This window comes from Streptomyces sp. VRA16 Mangrove soil (genome assembly GCF_017377775.1).
Taxonomy (GTDB): domain Bacteria; phylum Actinomycetota; class Actinomycetes; order Streptomycetales; family Streptomycetaceae; genus Streptomyces.
The window spans coordinates 375,903-396,149 of sequence record NZ_JAFVLN010000004.1 but is presented as its reverse complement, the minus strand read 5'-3'; the positions used below and the strand labels follow the sequence as shown (position 1 = coordinate 396,149).

The 20,247-nt window shown below is 71.4% G+C and carries 18 protein-coding genes; 5 read left to right on the top strand and 13 right to left on the bottom strand.

What is annotated here, in order from left to right:
* The first annotated feature begins 142 nt into the window (after positions 1-142).
* Positions 143-1,765, top strand: a complete 1,623-nt coding sequence (locus J3486_RS14010) for an alpha/beta hydrolase (RefSeq protein WP_229377975.1) — start codon at positions 143-145, stop codon at positions 1,763-1,765.
* 54 nt (positions 1,766-1,819) lie between these two features.
* Here the strand turns inward: J3486_RS14010 and J3486_RS14005 are convergent, their stop codons facing one another.
* Positions 1,820-2,851: an NAD(P)-dependent oxidoreductase gene (locus J3486_RS14005; protein ID WP_207820605.1), complete on the bottom strand. Its 1,032-nt coding sequence runs from the start codon at positions 2,849-2,851 to the stop codon at positions 1,820-1,822.
* A 62-nt stretch (positions 2,852-2,913) separates the two neighbouring features.
* Positions 2,914-3,630 carry a 1-acyl-sn-glycerol-3-phosphate acyltransferase gene (locus J3486_RS14000; RefSeq protein ID WP_207820604.1) on the bottom strand — a complete coding sequence of 239 codons (717 nt, stop codon included), beginning with the start codon at positions 3,628-3,630 and terminating at the stop codon, positions 2,914-2,916.
* A gap of 198 nt (positions 3,631-3,828) precedes the next feature.
* Here J3486_RS14000 and J3486_RS13995 point away from each other — a divergent pair, with 198 nt between their 5' ends.
* Positions 3,829-4,218 (top strand): SSI family serine proteinase inhibitor, encoded by a 390-nt coding sequence (locus J3486_RS13995; RefSeq protein ID WP_207820603.1) that lies wholly within the window; start codon positions 3,829-3,831, stop codon positions 4,216-4,218.
* 26 nt (positions 4,219-4,244) lie between these two features.
* Here the strand turns inward: J3486_RS13995 and J3486_RS13990 are convergent, their stop codons facing one another.
* From J3486_RS13990 to J3486_RS13970, 5 genes are all read right to left on the bottom strand, one after another.
* A complete protein-coding gene (locus tag J3486_RS13990) occupies positions 4,245-4,403 on the bottom strand; it encodes a hypothetical protein (protein ID WP_207820602.1) in 159 nt (52 codons plus the stop codon).
* A 103-nt stretch (positions 4,404-4,506) separates the two neighbouring features.
* The gene (locus J3486_RS13985) at positions 4,507-5,478 is read right to left on the bottom strand and encodes a cytochrome c oxidase assembly protein (protein WP_207820601.1); all 972 of its coding nucleotides are present in this window, start codon (positions 5,476-5,478) and stop codon (positions 4,507-4,509) included.
* Between the two features lie 133 nt (positions 5,479-5,611).
* On the bottom strand, positions 5,612-6,637 hold the full coding sequence (locus J3486_RS13980) for a 6-phosphofructokinase (RefSeq protein ID WP_207820600.1): 1,026 nt from the start codon (positions 6,635-6,637) through the stop codon (positions 5,612-5,614).
* A 212-nt stretch (positions 6,638-6,849) separates the two neighbouring features.
* Positions 6,850-7,581: a type 1 glutamine amidotransferase gene (locus J3486_RS13975; RefSeq protein ID WP_207820599.1), complete on the bottom strand. Its 732-nt coding sequence runs from the start codon at positions 7,579-7,581 to the stop codon at positions 6,850-6,852.
* Positions 7,582-7,614: 33 nt separating this feature from the next.
* Positions 7,615-8,853, bottom strand: a complete 1,239-nt coding sequence (locus tag J3486_RS13970) for a MurT ligase domain-containing protein (RefSeq protein ID WP_207820598.1) — start codon at positions 8,851-8,853, stop codon at positions 7,615-7,617.
* Between the two features lie 129 nt (positions 8,854-8,982).
* Here J3486_RS13970 and def point away from each other — a divergent pair, with 129 nt between their 5' ends.
* On the top strand, positions 8,983-9,531 hold the full coding sequence (gene def, locus J3486_RS13965; protein ID WP_207820597.1) for a peptide deformylase: 549 nt from the start codon (positions 8,983-8,985) through the stop codon (positions 9,529-9,531).
* Between the two features lie 91 nt (positions 9,532-9,622).
* Here def and J3486_RS13960 read toward each other — a convergent pair whose 3' ends face one another.
* Entirely contained in the window at positions 9,623-10,276 is a 654-nt protein-coding gene (locus J3486_RS13960) for a TetR family transcriptional regulator (protein ID WP_207820596.1), read from the bottom strand.
* A 163-nt stretch (positions 10,277-10,439) separates the two neighbouring features.
* Here J3486_RS13960 and J3486_RS13955 point away from each other — a divergent pair, with 163 nt between their 5' ends.
* Complete coding sequence (locus J3486_RS13955; RefSeq protein WP_018534164.1) at positions 10,440-11,666, top strand: acyl-CoA dehydrogenase family protein; 1,227 nt, start codon at positions 10,440-10,442, stop codon at positions 11,664-11,666.
* Here the strand turns inward: J3486_RS13955 and J3486_RS13950 are convergent.
* The 5 genes from J3486_RS13950 to J3486_RS13930 form a co-directional block, all read right to left on the bottom strand.
* Positions 11,663-12,208, bottom strand: a complete 546-nt coding sequence (locus J3486_RS13950; protein ID WP_207820595.1) for a cupin domain-containing protein — start codon at positions 12,206-12,208, stop codon at positions 11,663-11,665. The genes J3486_RS13955 and J3486_RS13950 overlap by 4 nt on opposite strands.
* Complete coding sequence (locus J3486_RS13945; protein WP_207820594.1) at positions 12,205-13,425, bottom strand: cytochrome P450; 1,221 nt, start codon at positions 13,423-13,425, stop codon at positions 12,205-12,207. The genes J3486_RS13950 and J3486_RS13945 overlap by 4 nt, the downstream gene beginning before the upstream one ends.
* Positions 13,422-14,504 (bottom strand): type III polyketide synthase, encoded by a 1,083-nt coding sequence (locus J3486_RS13940; RefSeq protein ID WP_207820593.1) that lies wholly within the window; start codon positions 14,502-14,504, stop codon positions 13,422-13,424. The genes J3486_RS13945 and J3486_RS13940 overlap by 4 nt, the downstream gene beginning before the upstream one ends.
* Before the next feature lie 101 nt (positions 14,505-14,605).
* Complete coding sequence (locus tag J3486_RS13935) at positions 14,606-15,943, bottom strand: SWF or SNF family helicase (protein WP_207820592.1); 1,338 nt, start codon at positions 15,941-15,943, stop codon at positions 14,606-14,608.
* Positions 15,940-18,780, bottom strand: coding sequence for a DEAD/DEAH box helicase (locus tag J3486_RS13930; RefSeq protein ID WP_307804805.1), 2,841 nt, complete (start codon positions 18,778-18,780; stop codon positions 15,940-15,942). Before J3486_RS13930 ends, J3486_RS13935 begins: the two co-directional genes overlap by 4 nt.
* A 308-nt stretch (positions 18,781-19,088) precedes the next feature.
* On the opposite strand from J3486_RS13930, the gene J3486_RS13925 reads away from it, so the two are divergent.
* Positions 19,089-20,126, top strand: coding sequence for an acyl-CoA desaturase (locus J3486_RS13925; RefSeq protein WP_207820591.1), 1,038 nt, complete (start codon positions 19,089-19,091; stop codon positions 20,124-20,126).
* The last annotated feature ends 121 nt before the right edge of the window (positions 20,127-20,247 follow it).

The window sequence follows — 20,247 nt, the reverse complement described above, 5'->3', positions numbered from 1 at the left end:
ACCGGGACGAGTTATCCCGTTTATCGGATTGGTAAAGATCGCCTGTCTTCACTGTCCTCGGGATGCCCACAGCCGACAGGATCCCCGTACCGATCGCAACACGATCGACGTAACGATCGAATCCATGTACGGGAGGGCTCACTTGAGACGGACTCGACAGACGAGTCGTGGCGGCCGGAAGGCGGCGATCGGCTCCGCCGGTGCCGTCGCGGCGGCGGCGCTGATAGCGGGTGCGGTCATCGCCCCGGTCGCCAACGCTTCGACCCCGCACACGTCGTCCGGTACCAGCACCCAGAACCGCGAGGCCAAGGGAGCCGTGATCGCGGCCGCCAAGGCCGCGAAGACGGGCATCGACTGGAAGGACTGCCCCGCGGACTGGGGCTTCGCCAAGCCGATCCAGTGCGGTTACGTCTCCGTGCCGCTGGACTACACGAAGCCGTACGGCAAGCAGATCAAGCTCGCCGTCGACCGTGTCGGCAGCACCGGCACCAAGGACGAGCGCCAGGGCTCCCTCGTCTACAACCCGGGTGGTCCCGGCGGTTCGGGCATGCGGTTCCCGACCCGCGTGACCAACAAGAACCCGATCTACGCGAACATGGCGAAGGCGTACGACTTCGTCGGCTTCGACCCGCGCGGCGTCGGCCACTCCGCGCCGATCTCCTGCATGGACCCGCAGGAGTACGTCAAGGCGCCCAAGGCGGACCCGGTCCCGGACACCGAGGCGGACAAGCTCGCCCAGCGCAAGCTCGCCAAGGAGTACGCGGACGGCTGCTACGAGCGCAGCGGCGAGATGCTGCCGTTCATGACGACGCCGAACACCGCGCGCGACCTCGACGTCATCCGGGCCGCGCTCGGCGAGAAGAAGCTCAACTACCTGGGCGTCTCCTACGGCACCTACCTGGGCGCCGTCTACGGCACGCTCTTCCCGGGCCACGTCCGCCGCATGATCGTGGACAGTGTCGTCAACCCGGCCAAGTCCAACATCTGGTACCAGGCGAACCTGAACCAGGACATCGCGTTCCAGGGCCGCTGGAACGACTGGCAGGACTGGGTCGCCAAGAACGACGCGTCCTTCCACCTCGGCACCACGCGCGCCGCGGTGCAGAAGCAGTGGGAGACGCTGCGCGCCGCGGCGAAGAAGAACCCGATCGGCGGGGTCGTCGGCCCGGCCGAGCTCATCGGCTTCTTCCAGAACGCGCCGTACTACGACTCCATGTGGGTGCCGGTCGCCCAGGCCTGGAGCAAGTACGTCGCCGGCGACACCCAGGCGATGATCGATGCCGCCGCCCCCGACATGTCGGACACCGCGGGCAACGCCTCGTCGGAGAACGGCAACGCGGTCTACACCGCCGTCGAGTGCGCCGACGCCAAGTGGCCCACCAGCTGGTCGAAGTGGGACAAGGACAACACGGCGCTGAACGAGAAGTACCCGTTCATGACGTGGGCCAACGCCTGGATGAACCTGCCCTGCGCCACCTGGAAGACCAAGCAGCAGACGCCGGTCGACGTGAAGACGGGCAAGGGCCTGCCCACCGTCCTCATCGTCCAGTCCGAGCGTGACGCCGCCACTCCGTACGAGGGCGCCGTCGAACTGCACAAGCGCTTCAAGGGCTCCCGCCTGATCACCGAGAAGGACGCGGGCTCGCACGGTGTCACCGGTCTGACCAACCCCTGCATCAACAACCGGGTCGACACGTACCTGCTCACCGGCAAGGTCGACGGCAAGGACGTGACGTGCGCCCCGCACGCCACCCCTAAGCCGTAACCCTCACCCGGCGAACGGCCCGGCCTCCTCGTGGGGCCGGGCCGTTCGCACGCCCTAGCCGCGCGACGCCAGCCAGGCGTCCTCGGCCGCGTAGTCGAAGATGCCCGTCGTGTACGACGCCACCATCTTCGGGAAGCCGTCCTGCCAGTCCCGCTCGCGCAGCCGCGCGGTCAGCCACTCCACGGTCTCCGGGAGCGCCTCGGCATAGCTCGTCACCGGCTTGTACCCGAGCTCGCGCTCGGCGGCCGACATGTCGACGATCAGCGAATGAGGCACCGCCCACGGCGAATCGCCGACGTTCGGCGCCGGGGGAGGACCGTCGACGAGCACCGACTCCGTCTCCACGCCCATCAGCTCGTCGATCATCGCGCCGATCTCGCCGACCGAGGGCCGGTCCGGGTCCGCGCCGTTCAGCACCCGCGAGCCCGGCCGGGCCGCGGCGAGCCGCACCAGCTCCGCGAGGTTGTGCACGCTCGCCGGATGGAAGACGCTCGCCCCGTTGTACGCGAGCACGCGCGTACGGCGCCCGTCGAGGTTCCGCTTCACGAAGTACAACTCGCGCGGGGTGCGGCAGTACGGCCCGTGCACCGCGGTCGCCCGCAGCACGGTGGTCGGCATCCGCTCACCCAGCGCCAGCAGATCCTGCTCGATCCGCACCTTCCGCGCCCCGTACCCGTCGCCCGGGGCGATCGTGTGCCAGCTCTCCGGGACCGGCACCGGGTACTGCGGCCAGCCGTCCGGCTCCTCCTGCGTGTGGAAGCCGCGCCCCCGCTCGTCCACGTACACGGCGCCGCTCGACACCACGACCGCCGAACCGATCCGGTCGGTGAGGCCCGCGAGCTGCTGCCCGTGCTCCGGAGTGAAGGCGACCAGGTCCACGACGAGATCGACCCCGTCCCCGACGAGCGCCGCGACGGCGTCACCGTCCTCCCGGTCGAGCCGCACCGTCCGTACCGCGTCGGGCCAGTGCGCGTCCCGCCCGCCCCCGAGCGAGGCCGCCGTCACCTCCCAGCCGTCCTCCGCGAGCGCCCGCACCGCCGGCCGCCCGATCTGTCCCGCCGCACCGATCACCAAAGCCTTCTTCATGCCGGGACCGTACGACGATCATCAGTGTCCGGCCCAGGCTTTTCTGCTCAGCGCAGAGCGGCTCAGCTCAGCGGCATCCGCGGGAACCTGCGCGCCTTGGCCTCCTCGGCCTCCGCCTTCACCTGGGCCGCGTACTTGTCGACGTACTCCTGCCCGGACAGCTCCAGGATCGCGTACATGATCTCGTCGGTGACCGCCCGCAGGATCGCCTTCTCGCCGTCCATCCCCGCGTACCGGGCGAAGTCGAGCGGCTCGCCGAAGCGGATCGTGACCCGGCGCATGTTCGGGATCGCCTGTCCAGGCGGTTGCGCCTCGAACGTGCCGATCATGGCGCACGGGATCACCGGGACCTGCGCCTTCAGCGCCATCGCGGCCACCCCGACCTTGCCCTTGTAGAGGCGGCCGTCGTGCGAGCGCGTGCCCTCCGGGTAGATGCCGAGCAGCTCACCGCGGCGCAGCACCCCGAGCCCTTCCCGGATCGCGGCCTGGCCCGCCTCCTTGCCGGAGCGGTCCACCGGGATCTGGCCCGCGCTGCGGAAGAACGCGGCGGTCAGCCGGCCCTTGACGCCGGGCCCGGTGAAGTACTCCGCCTTCGCCAGGAACGTGATCCGCCGCTTGAGGATCGCCGGCATCAGGAAGTGGTCGGAGAACGACAGATGATTGCCCGCGACGATCGCCGCGCCGTCGTCCGGAACGTGCTCCAGGCCCTCGATCCGAGGCCGGAACATCAGCCGCAGAAGCGGTCCGAGAATCACGTACTTGAGCAGTCTGTAGAACATGGCCGTCGCCTTCCCCCATGGAGCACGAACCCTGATCAGATACGCGGGTGCGAACGCACAGTAGCCAATCCGTCGCCCCTGCGCGAGGGCCCGATCGGGCCCTGTCCGCATGCCGACCGGCGCGTCCGCTTGGCGACGGCAAAGACGCCAGGTCCGCTGGGGCCGACCCGCGCCACGTCCCGCACCGGAGGCCCCCGCATGCACCCGAGACACCTCGCCGCAGCCGCGCTGCTGTCCCTCGCGGCGGCCGTACCCACCGCCCACGCCGCCGACGGGCCGACGGACCGCCCCGACCTGCTCCTCACCGTCTCCGGTACCGAGCACACCTGGATCCGCGGCGTGCTGCTGAGCTGCGAGCCCGAGCCGTCCGGACACCACCCGTACGCAGCCGAGGCCTGCGCCGCACTCGACGCTGCGGGCGGTGATCTCGACGCGGTGCGGGCGGAGCCGCACGCCTGCACCGAGGAGGACGACCCGGTCACGGCAAGCGCCACCGGCGTCCACCGCGGCCGCACGATCACCTGGAGCAGGACGTTCCCGAACACCTGCGCCCTGGACGCGGCGACCGGCTCCGTGTTCCGGTTCTGACCGCCCCCGCGCCCGGTGCCGGGGCGTCACGCGCCCCGCGAGGCCGCCATCGCCACGGTGAGCAGGCCGAGGACGACCCAGCCGAACCAGAGCCAGCCGTTGCTGCCGAGCGCCACCGTGTAGGCGGTCACCGCGACCAGGCCGCCGACGGTGAACACGCCCATCGTCTTCGTGGATCCGGGCATCGCACACACCCTCCTCCCGGCAGCCGGGACGCCGTACGGCGGTGTTGTGCGGCGCCCGTGCCGCGGCCAGGAGGCCATCCTCACCCGGGACCGGGCGGCTGCGCTACTGCCCGCGCGCCTGCAGCGAGGCCAGGTAGGCGTTGTACGCCTCCAGCTCCTTGTCGCCGTCCCGGTCCGCGGCGCGGTCCTTGCGCCGTGCCTGCCGGTCGTCCGACTTCTTCCACTGGAAGAGCAGGGCGAGCAGCACGAGGACCGACGGCACCTCACTGAACGCCCACGCGATCCCGCCCGCGGCGGTCTGATCGGCGAGCGGATCGATGCCGAGCGAGGCCGGCGGGTTGTCGAACGTGCCGACCATCGTGGTGCTCGCCATCATCAGCGCGATCCCGAAGAACGCGTGGAACGGCATGCCCGCGAACAGCTCCAGCATCCGCATGATGTAGCCGGGCCGGTGCGGCCCCGGGTCCACGCCCATGATCGGCCAGAAGAACACCAGGCCCACCGCGAGGAAGTGCACCATCATCGCGATGTGCCCGACCTTCGACCCCATCAGGAAGTCGAACAGCGGCGTGAAGTAGAGCGCGTACAGGCTCGCGATGAACAGCGGGATGGTGAACGCCGGATGCGTGATGATCCGCATGTACCGGCTGTGCAGCAGCATGAGCAGCAGCTCGCGCGGCCCCTTGTCGCCGCGCTTCGCCGCCACCGGCAGCGCGCGCAGGGCGAGCGTGATCGGCGCGCCCATCAGCAGCAGGATCGGCGACAGCATGCTGATCACCATGTGCTGCACCATGTGCACGCTGAACATGACCATGCCGTAGTCGTTCAGCTTGGTGCACATCACCAGACCGATGGTGAGCACACCGACGACGAACGAGAGGGTGCGGGACACCGGCCAGGAGTCACCGCGCCGGGTGAGGCGCACGACGCCCCACCCGTACAGGGCGAGCGCCAGCACACAGCCGACGAGGAAGAAGGTGTCGGCCGACCATTGCAGACCGTTGCCCAGCGTGAACGGCGGCAAGTCCATGTTCATGCCGTCCATGCCGTCCATGCCGTGCCCGCTGTGATCCATGAGCCGGCTCCTGTTGCTCGTTTCGTACGGATTGTGCGCCACCAGAGTAGAACTGCCCCCGGCCATGACTTCGGCCGGGGGCAGTTCTCTTTAAAGGCGGACTAAAAAGTGCCGCGCTCTTCGACGGCTGGGCTCAGAGGACGCACTCCGCCTCGGCGTAGCGCTCCTCGGGCACCGTCTTCAGCGTCTCGACGGCCTCGGCGAGCGACACCATCACGATGTCCGTGCCGCGCAGCGCGGTCATGTGCCCGAACTCGCCGCGGTGCACGGCCTCCACGGCGTGCCAGCCGAAGCGGGTCGCGAGGACCCGGTCGTACGCGGTCGGGGTCCCGCCGCGCTGCACATGGCCCAGGATCACCGGACGCGCCTCCTTGCCGAGCCGCTGCTCCAGCTCGACGGAGAGCTGACGGGCGATACCGGCGAAGCGCTCGTGGCCGTAGACGTCCTTGCCGCCCTCGTCGAACTCCATCGAGCCGACGCGGGGCTTGGCGCCCTCGGCGGCGACGACGATGGCGAACTTCTTGCCGGCCTCGAACCGCTCGCCGACCTTCGCCGCGAGCTCGTCGATGTCGAAGGGGCGCTCGGGGACGACGATGGCGTGGGCGCCGGCGGCCATGCCGGAGTGCAGCGCGATCCAGCCGGTGTGGCGCCCCATGACCTCGACGATCAGCACCCGCTGGTGCGACTCGGCGGTGGTCTTCAGCCGGTCGAGGGCCTCGGTGGCGACGCCTACGGCGGTGTCGAAACCGAAGGTCACGTCCGTGACGGCGATGTCGTTGTCGATCGTCTTCGGTACGCCGACGATCGGCAGTCCGCTGTCGGAGAGCAGCCGGGCCGCCTTGAGGGTGCCCTCGCCGCCGATCGGGATGATCGCGTCGAGCCCGAGATCGGCGACGTGCCCCTTGGCCCGCTCCACACCGTCGCGCAGATGGGCCGGCTGGACCCGCGAGGAGCCGAGGATGGTGCCGCCGCGGGCGAGGATGCCGCCCACCGCGTCGAGGTCCAGTTTGCGGTAGTCACATTCGAGCAGCCCCTTCCACCCGTCGTGGAAGCCGATGACCTCGTCGCCGTGGTCGACGACGGCCCGGTGCACGACCGAACGGATCACGGCGTTCAGGCCGGGGCAGTCGCCGCCGGAAGTGAGGACACCAATACGCATAAGCCCGGAATACCTTTGCAAACGTGGGCCGATGACCGGACCACGTCGTCCGGCTGGATCCCCCGTACCTTATCGGCGCGAGGGGGGCCTCCTGCACGCCCCGTCCGGGTGCTGGACAGCCCCGCTCATATGGGCGCGGCAGCGCCCCGAAGGGGCGCGGGGCGGTGCCGATCCGCGGCTCCGTCACGTGGGCGCGGGCAGGCGGCGGACGCCTAGGCCGGCTGCGCCGTTGCGGCAGCGATCCGCTCGTTGCGGAGCGCCTCGTACCACCGGTCGTCCACCGGAGGCAGCGCGTTCACATCGAGCGCCAGCTTCAGCAGCAGGTCGCCGATGTGCGGGTTACGGGCGAGCACGGGCCCGTGCATGTACGTACCGAACACCGTGTCGTTGAAGGCGCCCTCGGTGCCGTCCCCCGTGCCGTTGCCCTTGCCGATGCGGGTGCGGGCGAACGGGCGGGCCGACGGGCCGAGGTGCGTGATGCCCTGGTGGTTCTCGAACCCGGTCAGCGGCGGCAGGCCCAGCTGCGGGTCGATGTCGGCCAGCACGTCACCGACGCACCGCTCGCCCTCGCCGCGGGTGGAGACGACGTCGAGCAGGCCGAGGCCCGGCTCGCGCTCACCGAGGTCGTTGATGAACTCGTGGCCGAGGATCTGGTACCCGGCGCACACGGAGAACACGATGGCACCGTTGGCCACCGCGCGCTGCAGGCCGCCGTCACGGCGCAGCCGCTCCGCGGCGAGCCGCTGCGGACGGTCCTCGCCGCCGCCGATCAGGTAGATGTCACCGGAGGTGGGCACGGCCTGGTCGCTGCGGACGTCGTGCCGCTCGACCTGGAGGCGGCGCTGCCGCGCGCGGCGCTCCACCACGAGGGCGTTGCCCTGGTCTCCGTACGTGCTGAGCAGGTCCGGGTAGACCCACACGAGACGCAGGCTGCTTTCACTCATGCTCATGATCCTTCGCTGGCTCTCGTGCGCGGGTCAGTTGCCGACGCGGCGGCGGACGTCCTGGAACGCGGTGTAGTTGGCGATCAGTTCGATCCGGCCGGGCGGGGACGCCTGCACGGCCTGGTCGAGGGTGTCGCAGACCTGGAACTGCAGGCCCGCCACCTCAAGACGCACCGCGAGGTCGAGCTTGCGGTCGCCGATGACGGCGATCGGGTGCCCGGCCAGACGCGTGTAGTCGACGTCCCACAGCCAGGAGGTGTCGGTGCCGTCCGCACCGCGTGCGTTGACCGAAAGGATCACCGGGGTCGGCGGCGGGTCGATCAGAGTGAACGTTTCGAGCCAGCCCGCCGGGTTCTTCGCGAGCAGCAGCCGCAGGTCGCGGTTGAGGAACTGCACGACGTCGTAGCGGCCGGCCACGGCCTGCACCTGGTACATGCGCTCCAGGGCGACCTGCGGCGGCACGCCGAAGCAGGCGGCCACGGCGGCGGAGGTGGCCGCGTTCGCCTTGTTGGCACGGCCCGGCAGCTGGAGGTGGATCGGCCAGGCGGAGCCGTGCGGGTCGAGGACGTAGTCGCCCTGCAGCGCCCAGCTCGCGGTCGGCCGGCGGAAACCGCACTCGCCGCAGAACCAGTCGTCGCCGGGGCGCTGCATCACGCCGCCGCAGGCCGGGCAGGACCAGGCGTCGTCCTTCCACTCCTGGCCCGCGGCGACCCACACCACGTTCGGCGAGGAGGACGCGGCCCACACGACCAGCGGGTCGTCGGAGTTCGCGATGACGATCGCCTTCGAACCGGCGAGCCCTTCGCGCCACTTCTCGGCGAGCATGCGGGTCTCGGCGGCGCGGTCCAGCTGGTCGCGCGAGAGATTGAGCAGCGCGATCGCCTTCGGGTCCACGTCACGGGCGACGCCGGCGAGGTACTTCTCGTCGACCTCGATGACGCCGAACTTGGCGTCGGAGCCGCCGGCCAGCGCGGAGGTGATACCGGCAGGCATGTTCGCGCCCAGCGCGTTCGACACGACCTCGCCGCTGGCGCGCAGCGCCTCGGCGATGAGGCGGGTGGTGGTCGTCTTGCCGTTCGTGGCCGAGACGAGCACCACGTCCAGGTGCTGGGCGAGCCGTCCGAGCAGCTCGGGGTCGAGCTTGAGCGCGACCTTGCCGCCGATCACCGAACCGCTGCCGCGGCCCGCCGCGCGCGACACCGCGGCCGCGGCCTTGCCCGCCGTCACGGCGAGCTTGGCCCGCGGAGTCATCGACTCCGAGTTGCCTGCCATCTTCTTGGGTCCTCCTTGCGTACGGCGCCGCGCCTGCCCCCGGCATCGCTTTCCGGCCTCAGCCTATCGAGATCCTCTGACAAGCCCGAACTGCGGCTCGGGGTACCGCTCGACCGTACCCTTACGGCCATGCGACACGGCTCTATCCCGGGCTCTTCCGGACACGTACGACCCCTGACCCTGCTCGGTGACCCCGTGCTGCACCGCCCGTGCGCCGACGTCACGGACTTCGGGCCCTCGCTCACCCGGCTCGTCGAGGACATGTTCGCGACGATGTACGCCGCCCAGGGCGTCGGCCTCGCCGCCAACCAGATCGGTGAAGCGCTGCGCGTCTTCGTGTACGACTGCGAGGACGACGACGATGTGCGGCACGTCGGGTACGTGGTGAATCCGCGGCTCGTCGAGGCGGACGGCGTCGTGATCCGCGGCCCCGAGGGCTGCCTCTCGCTGCCGGGCCTGGAGGCCGGCACCCCGCGCTTCGACCACGCGCGCGTGGAGGGCCAGGACCTGCACGGCGACCCCGTCGTCCTTCACGGCACGGGGTGGTTCGCCCGCTGTCTGCAGCACGAGTGCGACCACCTGGCGGGCACGGTCTACACGGACCGGGTGACGGGGTGGAGGCGCAGTCGGGTCCTGCGGCAGGCAGCGAAGGCGCCCTGGGGCAAGACGTCCCGATAGCGGCGCGGGGCTGCGTCGAGGTGCGGCTCCGCCGCGTGGACGCGACCCCCCACGACGTGCGCGCACGTGACGGGGCCGGGGGCGGAACCGGTCAGAACCCGGGACCGCCCACCTTGTCGCCCGCCGCGGCGAGCCGCCCCCACAGCAGGTCGGCGAGCCCGCGCACCAACTCGGCCCGGGTGCACGGCCGTTCACCGAGCCACCAGTCGCCGGCGGCGTGCATCATGCCGACGATCCCGTGCCCCCACACGCGCGCGAGCTGCGCGCTGCCGGGGCCGAGATCGACGCGCTCCTCGATGACCTCGGCCAGTTCCTCGCCCATGCGGCGCAGCAGCGGCGCGGAGTGGCGGCCGACGTCGAAACCCGCCTCGACGGGGGCGCCCTCCGCCGGATGCATCAGGAACCGGTAGACCTGGGGCCTGGCCTCGATCGCCGCGAGGTAGGTGTCGAGGGTCGCCTCGACGCGCTCGCGGCGCTCCGCCGGGGCGTCCAGGGCCGCGCGCAGGGAGGCCAGAAGGGCGTCCGTGTGCCGCTTGGCCAGGGCCGCGTACAGGCCGCCCTTGTCGCCGAAGTGCCGGTACAGGATCGGCTTGGTGATCCCGGCCTCGGCGGCGATCGCGTTCATCGACGCGCCGGGTCCGTCCCTGAGCACCACGCGGTCCGCGGCCTCCAGCAGCTCACGCCGCCGGCGCTCGGCGGCGGACTGCTGTTCCGCGCGCTGATCGGTCCGCTGTGTGGTCTCCATGACGATCTCCCCGCCCGTGCGATTGCTTGACGCACGCGAAAGGTAACACTCACGGCCCGTGCGGGATCGAACGCGCACTCGGAGGTTGACATGGGCTACTGGCGAGTAACAGACTCTCGTTACCGCAAGTAACATATGCAGTGTACGCAGCCCTGGAGGGGTCATGGCCGAGTTCACAATGGATCTCAACGACGAGCAGAAGGAAGTCCGTGACTGGCTGCACGGCTTCGCCGCCGATGTGATCCGCCCCGCGGCCGCCGAGTGGGACGAGCGCGAGGAGACTCCCTGGCCGGTCATCCAGGAAGCGGCCAAGATCGGAATCTACTCTCTCGACTTCTATGCGCAGCAGTTCTTCGACCCGAGCGGTCTGGGCATCCCGATGGCCATGGAGGAGCTGTTCTGGGGCGACGCGGGCATCGCCCTGTCGATCGTCGGCACCGGTCTCGCGGCGGTCGGCGTCCTCGCCAACGGCACCGAGGAGCAGATCGGCACCTGGATCCCGCAGATGTACGGCGACGTGAACGACGTGAAGGTGGCCGCTTTTTGTTCCTCGGAGCCGGACGCCGGCTCGGACGTCGCTTCCATGCGTACGCGTGCCGTCTACGACGAGGCCAAGGACGAGTGGGTCCTGAACGGCACCAAGACGTGGGCGACGAACGGCGGCATCGCCAACGTCCACGTGGTCGTGGCCTCCATCGACCCCGCGCTCGGCTCCAAGGGGCACGCCTCCTTCATCGTGCCGCCGAACACCCCGGGCCTGTCCCAGGGCCAGAAGTTCAAGAAGCACGGCATCCGCGCCTCGCACACCGCCGAGGTCGTCCTGGAGAACGTGCGCGTCCCCGGCTCCTGCCTGCTCGGCGGCAAGGACAAGCTCGACGAGCGCCTGGCCCGCGCGCGGGAGAAGGCCGCCAAGGGCGGCGAGCGCGTGAAGAACGCCGCCATGGCGACCTTCGAGGCGTCCCGTCCGGCCGTCGGCGCGATGGCGGTGGGCACGGCCCGCGCCGCGTACGAAGAGGCCCTGGAGTACGCCAAGACGCGTGAGCAGTTCGGCCGCCCGATCATCGACAACCAGGGCGTGGCCTTCCAGCTCGCGGACATGCGTACGCAGATCGACGCCGCCCGCCTTCTGGTGTGGCGCGCCTCCTGGATGGCGACCACCGGCAAGAAGTTCGAGAACGCCGAGGGCTCCATGTCCAAGCTGTTCGCGAGCGAGACCGCCAAGAAGGTCACCGCCCAGGCGATCCAGATTCTCGGCGGCAACGGCTTCACGCGCGAGTACCCCGTGGAGCGCATGCACCGCGACGCGGCGATCTACACGATCTTCGAGGGTACGAGCGAGATCCAGCGCCTGGTCATCGCCCGCACCCTCTCGGGGATGCCGATCCGCTAGCCGGTCTTCACGGTGCCGTGCCGCAGCGGCGTCAACTGCTCGATGTCGTACCGGGAGCGGAGATCGGCGATCGCCGCGTGATCCGGCGGCCCGTCCGCGGAGAGGATCTCCAGGAGTTCCTCGAAGTAGTGCTCGTGGTCGGGCGGGGGAGAGGCCTGGAAGAACATCTTCGCGGGCGTGTCCGTCGGGTTGGCGAACGCGTGCGGGCAGCCCGGCGGCACCACGATGACCGTGCCGGGGGTCGCCCGCACCACCTTGTTCCCCGAAGGGGACTGCCAGCGCTGCCAGCTGTCCGGGGTGCGCACCCGCGGCTCGAAGGCGAGGACGTCCAGCTCGCCTTCGAGGACGTAGAACAACTCCTCGCTGCGGGTGTGGACATGGGCGCCCACGTCGAAGCCGGGAGGGACCACGACCTCGAAGCTGGAGGCGCTGCGCGAATGGTTTCCGGTGACCTTGAAGGTGACCTGCTGGGCCGCCGTGTGCACGGTACGACCGTGTCCCGGCGGCACCAGCAGTCCCTCCGGCGGTGTCAGCGCCGTCATCCGTCCGCCGACCAGGTCACCGGAACCGCCTCGGGCCCGCGGATCAGGGCCCCCTTGCGGAAGGGGACCCGCTCCGCGGGCACCGCGAGGCGCAGCTCGCGGAAGCGGTCCAGCAGGGCGCCCACCAGAAGCTCCGACTCCAGCCTCGCCAGCATGCCGCCCACGCAGTAGTGCGGGCCGAAACCGAACGAGACGTGCGGATTCGGCGCACGGTCGAAGTCGATGCGATCGGGGTCGGGGAAGACGTCCGGATCGCGATTGGCCGCCAGGTACGAGACGTAGATCGGATCCCCTTCGCAGATCCGCACCCCCGCGACGTCGACGTCCTCCAGGGCGATGCGCGACAGACCGACCGCGCTGCGGTGCGGGATGTAGCGCAGCAGCTCGTCGATGGCCTGCGGACGCAGCGCGGGCTCGGCGCGCAGCCGTTCGGCGAGATCGGGGCGGGTGAGGAGGATGTAGGCCATGTTGCCGCTGTTGTTCGTGACGGCCTCGCCGCCGATCTGCACCAGGACCGCGAGGCCGACCGCCTCGTCCTCCGTCAGATCGCCCGCGCCGACCGCCGTGCCCAGCAAGGAGGCGACGTCCTCGCCCGTGCCGTCGTCGTGCGAGCGGATCAGCCGGGCGAAGTAGGCCGACATCTCGTTCTTGGCGCGCTCACTGACCTCGGCCCCGTGCGCCGACGACAGGATCAGCTGCGTCCAGGTGTGCATCAGGTGCCGGTCCTCGCCGGGCACGCCCATCAGCTCACAGATCACGGCGATCGGGAACGGGACCAGCAGCCGCTCGGTGAGGTCGGCCGGCGGCCCGTCACGGAGCATGCCCGTCACCAGCTCGTCGAGCAGCTCCTGCGCGCGCGTGCGCAGCCGCTCGACGCCGCGCGCGGTGAACGCCGCCGCGACCGAGCGCCGCAGCCGTGTGTGGTCGGGCGGGTCCGCGAACCCCACGGCGCCCGCCTGCGGGATGAAGTGCGGTGCCAGGCGCGTCACTTGACGCCCCACGACGGCCTCGCGGCTGAAGCGCGAGTCGTTCGTGACGGTCCGCACGTCCTCGTAGCGCGTCACCAGCCACGCCCAGCCCTCGCCGTTGGGCAGCTGGATCCGTGTCACCGGGCCCTCCCGCATCAGCCGGGTGAGAACCGGGTCGAAGTCGACGCCGTGCAGGTCCAGAGCGGGCCACTGGCGGACCGGCGGCCGCAGGGTGGTGTCCTCGGTCATACGGCGGCCTCCGCGGGCGCGGAGCGGCCGTCCTGACGGTTCCAGCGGCCCAGGGACATCTCCGCGGTGATCCCGGGCCCGAACCCGGCGAGCATGCCGCGCGCGGTGTCGTGGGCGCCGCCCTCGTCGAAGAGCCGGCGCAGCGCGTCCAGGACCACGGCGCTGGCGATGTTGCCGTACTCGGTGAGCGTGGCCCGGCTGAACCGGAAGGCGTCCGGCGGCACTTGGAGGAACTTGCTCAAGTCGTCGAGGATGCGCGGGCCGCCCGCGTGGATGATGTAGAAGTCCAGGTCGGAGGCGTCCCAGCCGTGCTCGCCCGCCAACTGCTTGAGCGCCGGGGCCAGCGGCTCCATCGTCGTCGGCACCCGCTTGTCGAGCATGAAGTGGAAGCCGGTGGCGCGGACGTCGTACGCGATCCAGTCCTCGGTCTTCGGGATCAGGTACGAGCCGTTGCGCTCCAGGGAGATGCCGGTCCCGCCGCGGCCGCGCACCACGGCGGCCGCCACTCCGTCGCCGAAGAGCCCGTTCGACAACAGGGAGCCCACGCCCAGGTCCGTGGGCTGGTAGCACAGCGAGCAGAACTCGCAGGCCACGATCAGCGCGTTCGCGTCCGGATAGGCCGTGCAGAAGTCGTGCGCCCGGTTCACCGCCGCACCGCCCGCCGCACAGCCCAGCTGGGCTATCGGTATCTGGCGGGTGTCGCTGGAGAAGTCCATCTCGTTGATCAGCCACGCGGTCAGCGACGGCATCATGAAGCCCGTGCACGACACGTAGATGATCACGTCGATGTCGGTGGTGAGCAGCTGCGCGTCGTCGAGCGCGCGCCGCACCACGGCCGGCACCCGGGCTTTCGCCTCGGCCTCGTAGAGGGCGTTGCGCTCCTTGAAGCCGGGATGCTTCAGCGTCTCCTCGATCGGCTGCACGATGTGCCGGGTGCGTACGCCGGTGTTCTCGATCAGGCGCAGCGCGAGCGGCAGTTGAGGGTGGTCGGCGTGGTGGGAGCGTGCCAGAGCGAGTGTCTCCTCCATGGTGATCACATGTTCCGGTACGGAGACAGCGGGTCTGCACAAAGTCGCCATGAGCCTGCGCCTTCTGGTAGCCCCCCGGCTGATCGGTGGCCTCCCTCGGAGGAAGGAGGTCCACCCACGATCACCCGCCGCGTGCCGTTCGTCCCGTCGGACTACTCCATGCCGGTTCCCGAACCCTTCCGGGAGTCGCCGGCGCCGAGGGCCGTGACCAGCGCGGACGCCGGATCGGACGCCGAGGGACCCGCAGGCGTCCAGCGGCCGCGTTCCTTGCGGTACGGCCACCAGCGCCCGTCCCGGCCCAGGCGCAGCTGGGCGTCGCCGCCGGAGACCGTCCAGCGGCCGCGCGAGCCCTTGAGGGCGGGCCGCTCGTCCTCCTCCCAGGCCGCTTCGAGCGCCGCACGCGCGCGTGCGGCGCTCTTCGCGTCGGGCGTCCAGTCGTCCTCCAGGGCGGCCAGCGCTGCGACGCCCCCGTGCTCCCAGGCACGGGCGGCCGACGCGAGCCCCTCGCGGTCCCGGCCCGAGGCGTGGGCGAGGCGGGCCGCGACGTGCGGCCCGGGACCCGCCGCCGCCAGCCGCGCGGCATCCTGCGCCACGGTCAACCCCGGCTCCGCGGCGCGCTGTTCGTGCCCCGGGCCCAGCGCCTCGGCCAGCAGCCGGTGCGCCTCGGCGGCGGCCCGCGCAGCCAGGAACTCCAGCGCGGCGACGTCCGTGTCCGCCGGCGGCGGTGTCTCCGTGTCCAGGGCGGGCGGCAGGCCGGGCTCGGCCGGCAGGGGCGGCGGCTCGGGCAGCGGCGGCAGCACGACCGCGGACGCGTAGGCCTCCGCGGCGTCCACGCCCTCCGGCTCCGCCGCGGGCGCCACGGGTTCCGCCGCCGCGGCGCTCCGCACCTGGAGCTCGTCCAGCAGGGCCTGCTCGCCGCGGCCGCGCAGCAGGAGCAGCACGAACGGGTCCTGGTCGAGCAGCCGCGCCACCTGGTAGCTCAGGGCGGCCGTGTGCGCGCAGTGGTCCCACGCGTCGCAGTCGCACCGCGGCTCCAGGTCGCCGATCCCCGGCAGCAGCTCGACACCGGCCGCCGCCGCGTCCTCCACCAGATGCGGCGGCATCTCACGGTCGAGGAGCGCAGCGATGTGCGCCGACCGCTCGACGGCCATGTCCAGGAAGCGGTCCCAGTCGTCGCCGCCGAGCTGCTGCAGCAGCACGTCGGAGCGGTGCTGGACGCCGCGCCGGTCCGCCACGAGCGCGGTGATGCGCCCGGGCCGCACCGTCACCGCGCCGACCGCCCCGGCCCGCGCCAGCCTCCGGCCCGCCTTGAGCTGCTGAAGGTCGAGCGCCGTGTCCTCCAGGGCCTTCAGCCACGCCTGACCCCACCAGGTGGCGGCAAAGCCCTTGCCCTGGATGGACGGCAGCGCGGCGAAGGTGCGCTCCTGCGCGTCGTCGGCGCCGGCCGCACCATCCTCGAACTCCTGATGCTCGTCGTACAGATCACTCATCGGGCGCCCCCTCGCAGCTCGACCAGATCGGCCAGTTCGGCATCGGTGAGTTCGGTCAGGGCCGCCTCACCGGCCCCCAGGACGGCATCCGCCAGATCCTGCTTGCGCACGAGCATCTCGGCGATGCGGTCCTCGATCGTGCCCTCCGCGATCAGCCGGTGCACCTGCACGGGCCGGGTCTGCCCGATCCGGTACGCGCGGTCGGTGGCCTGCGCCTCCACGGCCGGGTTCCACCAGCGGTCGTAGTGCACGACGTGCTCCGCGCGCGTGAGATTGAGCCCCGTACCGGCCGCCTTCAAGGAGAGCAGGAAGACAGGAACCTCCCCGTCCTGGAAACGCCCCACCATGGCCTCGCGCTCCGCGACCGGGACGCCGCCGTGCAGGAACTGGGTCGCCACGCCCCTGCCCTCCAGGTGCTTCTCCAGGAGGCGGGCCATCTGGACGTACTGCGTGAAGACCAGCACGCTCGCGTCCTCGGCCAGGATCGTGTCCACGAGCTCGTCCAGGAGCTCCAGCTTTCCGGAACGGCCCGCGACGCGCGGCCTGCTCTCCTTCAGGTACTGCGCCGGGTGGTTGCAGATCTGCTTGAGCGCCGTCAGGAGCTTCACGATCAGACCGCGCCGCTCGATCCCCTCGGCGCCGGCGATCTCCGCCAGCGTCTCGCGCACCACGGCCTCGTACAGGCCCGCCTGCTCCGTGGTCAGCGACACGGCGCGGTCGGTCTCGGTCTTGGGCGGCAGCTCGGGCGCGATACCGGGGTCCGACTTGCGGCGGCGCAGCAGGAAGGGCCGCACCAGCTTGGCCAGCCGCTCGGCGGCGGCCGGGTCCTTGCCGCCCTCGACGGCCCGGGCGTAGCGGGTGCGGAAGGTGCCGAGCCGGCCGAGGAGGCCCGGGGTGGTCCAGTCGAGGATCGCCCACAGCTCGGACAGGTTGTTCTCCACCGGGGTGCCGGTGAGCGCCACGCGCGCGCGGGCGCCGATGGTGCGCAGTTCCTTCGCCGTCGCGGAGAACGGGTTCTTCACGTGCTGGGCCTCGTCGGTGACGACCATGCCCCAGGGGACGGCGGCCAGTTGCGCCGCGTCCAGGCGCATCGTCCCGTACGTGGTCAGGACGAACTCGCCGTCCGCCAGGTCGTCCAGGGACCGGCGCCCGCCGTGGAAGCGGCGGACCGGGGTGCCCGGGGCGAACTTCTCGATCTCGCGCTGCCAGTTGCCCATGAGCGAGGTCGGGCACACCACCAAGGTGGCGCCGGAGGTCTCGGGTGCCGTCTGCCGGTGCAGGTGCAGCGCGATCAGGGTGATCGTCTTGCCGAGCCCCATGTCGTCGGCGAGGCAGGCGCCCAGGCCGAGCGAGGTCATCCGGGCCAGCCAGTTCAGTCCGCGCAGCTGGTAGTCCCGCAGTTCGGCCGCGAGCGCGGCCGGCTGCCCGACGGGGTCCATCCCCTCGGGGTCCGCGAGCCGGTCCCGCAGCTCCGCCAGCCAGCCCGTCGGGCGGACCTCGATCCGGCGCCCCTCCACCTCCGTGGAGCCCGTCAGAACGGCGCTCAGCGCGTCGACAGGGGTGACCTTGCGGTCCTGGTGGGCGCGGGCCCGCCGGGCCTCGTCCGGGTCGATGAGCACCCACTGGTCGCGCAGCCGCACCACCGGCCGGTTCGCCTCGGCGAGCACGTCCAGCTCCGCGCGGCTCAACTCCTGGTCGCCGAGGGCGAACCGCCAGTCGAACGCCAGCAGCGCGTCCGCGGACAGGAACGACGGGGTGTCCGATGCGAGCCGGTCCCCGCCCTCGTCGTCCGGCGGGCCGACCACGGCGCGGGCCGTGAGTTTGCGGGCCAGTTCCTTGGGCCAGTGCACCTCGACACCGGCCGCGGCCAGGGCGCGCGCCCCGCTTCCCAGCAGGTCGACGACCTCCTCGTCGGCCGGCTCCAGCGCATCCGGGACGGCGGCCGACAGCAGCGGGGCCAGTGGCGCCCACGCGCGCGTGGCGCGCCGCAGTGCCAGAAGGGCGTCCATGCGGGCGCGCGCACCGAAGGCCCTGGCGGCCGCGCTGGTCCCCGCCCACACCTCCGCGGCGTCCGCCACCAGCGCGGGATCGGCGACGCTGTGCATCTGCAGCACGATCCGGAACGGCAGCCGGGTCTGGGTCTCCTCACCGGCGGACAGCGCGAGGCCGGGCACCTCCACCCGCAGGGAGAGCCGCACCCCGGCGTCGTGCCCGGACGCGACGTCCGCCGCCCATGGCCGCAGCTCCGGCACCCGCTGCGGGCGACGCGCCGCGAACGCGGCGGAACCGGCGGCCGCCTGCGCGGCGGGGGAGCGCGGCAGCGTGTCGGCCACCGCGTCCAGGAAGGACCTCACGAGCCGCTCCGGAGCGTGCAGCCGGGGCGGCGCGTGCCCGTCCAGCGGGACGGCGTGCGCCTGCGGAGGCATCGCGGCCGCCAGCTCGCGCACCCGCTCCAGGTCCTCGGCGCGCAGCGGACCCGACCGCCACGCGTCGTGGTCGTCCGCGCTCACTCCCGGCAACAACAGCCCCTGCGCGGCGAGTTGCAGCGCCAGAAGGGTCGCGGCGCCCCAGAAGGCCGCCGTCGGATCGGCGTCGGCGGCCGCCCGCGCGCGCGTGAGGACCGGCAGCGCGGCCCGCACCGGCAGAGCCACCGCGGAGACCGTCACCACTCCTTCGGGCAGCGCCAGCGGCACCTCGACGGGAGTGCCCGCCTGCGGCAGGGGCGGCTCGTCGCCGTCGGGGCGCCAGAAGGCCACGGTCGAGGTGCGCGCCGGGTCCGCCGGCAGGAACAGGACACGACACCGTACGAGTTCGGTCGTCTCGGCAGGAGTGGGCACGGGATGCGTGTGCTCGGAGATAGCTGCTTCCTCGTTCTTCCGTCTCGAAGTCTTCAAATTTGACTACCCGCTCTGGAGGCGCCGACAGTACACCCCCGCGCAAGCCGGACGGGAACCTTTTTGTCGTGATGTGGATCACCTGACCCTTAAGGGTGGGGGTAACCCCCCGCTCGCCGTGTGGTGACCCCCTGTCGCAGTCGGGTGGTGGCGCCATGGCCGCCCAAGGGCCCTGATCCATACGTTCGTCGGGTCGGGCCGACGCGTAGCCCGCCGCTTCGCCCACGCCCATCACAGACCGGAGAACAGCCATGTCCCTGGCCGTCGCCGCACCGCCGTCACCGACCGACACGGGAAGCGAGTTCACGCCCCTGCTGAAGGACGTCAAGGGGCAGGGGCTGCTCGACCGGCGCACCGGCTGGTACGTGCGCACCATCGTGACCAACGCCCTCGCGCTCGCCGCCGTCGTCACCGGCATGGCGCTCATCGGCGGCACCTGGTGGGTGCTCGCCCTCGCGCCCGTCCTCGCCGTCCTCAGCGCGCGTACCGCCTTCATCGGCCACGACGCCGGCCACGCCCAGATCACAGCCAACCGGTCTGTGAGCCGAGTCATCGGGCTGATCCATGGAAACCTGCTGCTCGGCATGAGCTATGCGTGGTGGAACCAGAAGCACAACCGCCACCACGCGAACCCCAACCACATCGACAAGGACCCCGACGTCGCCGCCGACGTCCTCGTCTTCACCAGCGGACAGGCCGCAACCCGTACCGGCTTCCGCGGCTGGCTCACCCGCCACCAGGCCTGGCTGTTCTTCCCGCTCACGCTCCTGGAGGGCCTCGCCCTGAAGGTGTACGGGTTCCAGGACCTGCGCCGCCAGAGCGGCCGCGAGCGCCTGGTGGAGGGCGCGCTCCTCGTCGCCCACGTCGTCGGCTACGTGACCCTGCTGCTGTCCCTCATGCCGCTCGGCCACGCCCTCGTCTTCGCCGCGCTGCACCAGGCGCTGTTCGGGCTGCACCTGGGCATGGCCTTCGCGCCCAACCACAAGGGCATGGAGATGCCCGACCCCGACGGCGACAAGTGGGGGCACCTGCGGCGCCAGGTCCTCACCTCGCGCAACATCAAGGGCGGAGCGCTGACCGACTGGTTCCTCGGCGGCCTCAACTACCAGATCGAGCACCACCTGTTCCCCAGCATGCCGCGCCCCCACCTGCGCCTCGCCCAGCCCATGGTGAAGGCCCACTGCCGACGCCTCGGCATCCCCTTCGTGGAGACGGGGCTCGTCGACTCCTACCGCCAGGCACTGCGGCACATGTATGAAGTGGGGGAGCCGCTGCGGGCCGACATCTGACGCGCCCCGGGGACGTCCCGGGGGCGCGGGATCAGGGACGTATCAGGGTCGCGCGACGGAACCGTGGACGCCGCGGGCCCGTTTCTCACAGCAGAGGCGGGCCCGCTCCACCCATCCGAGG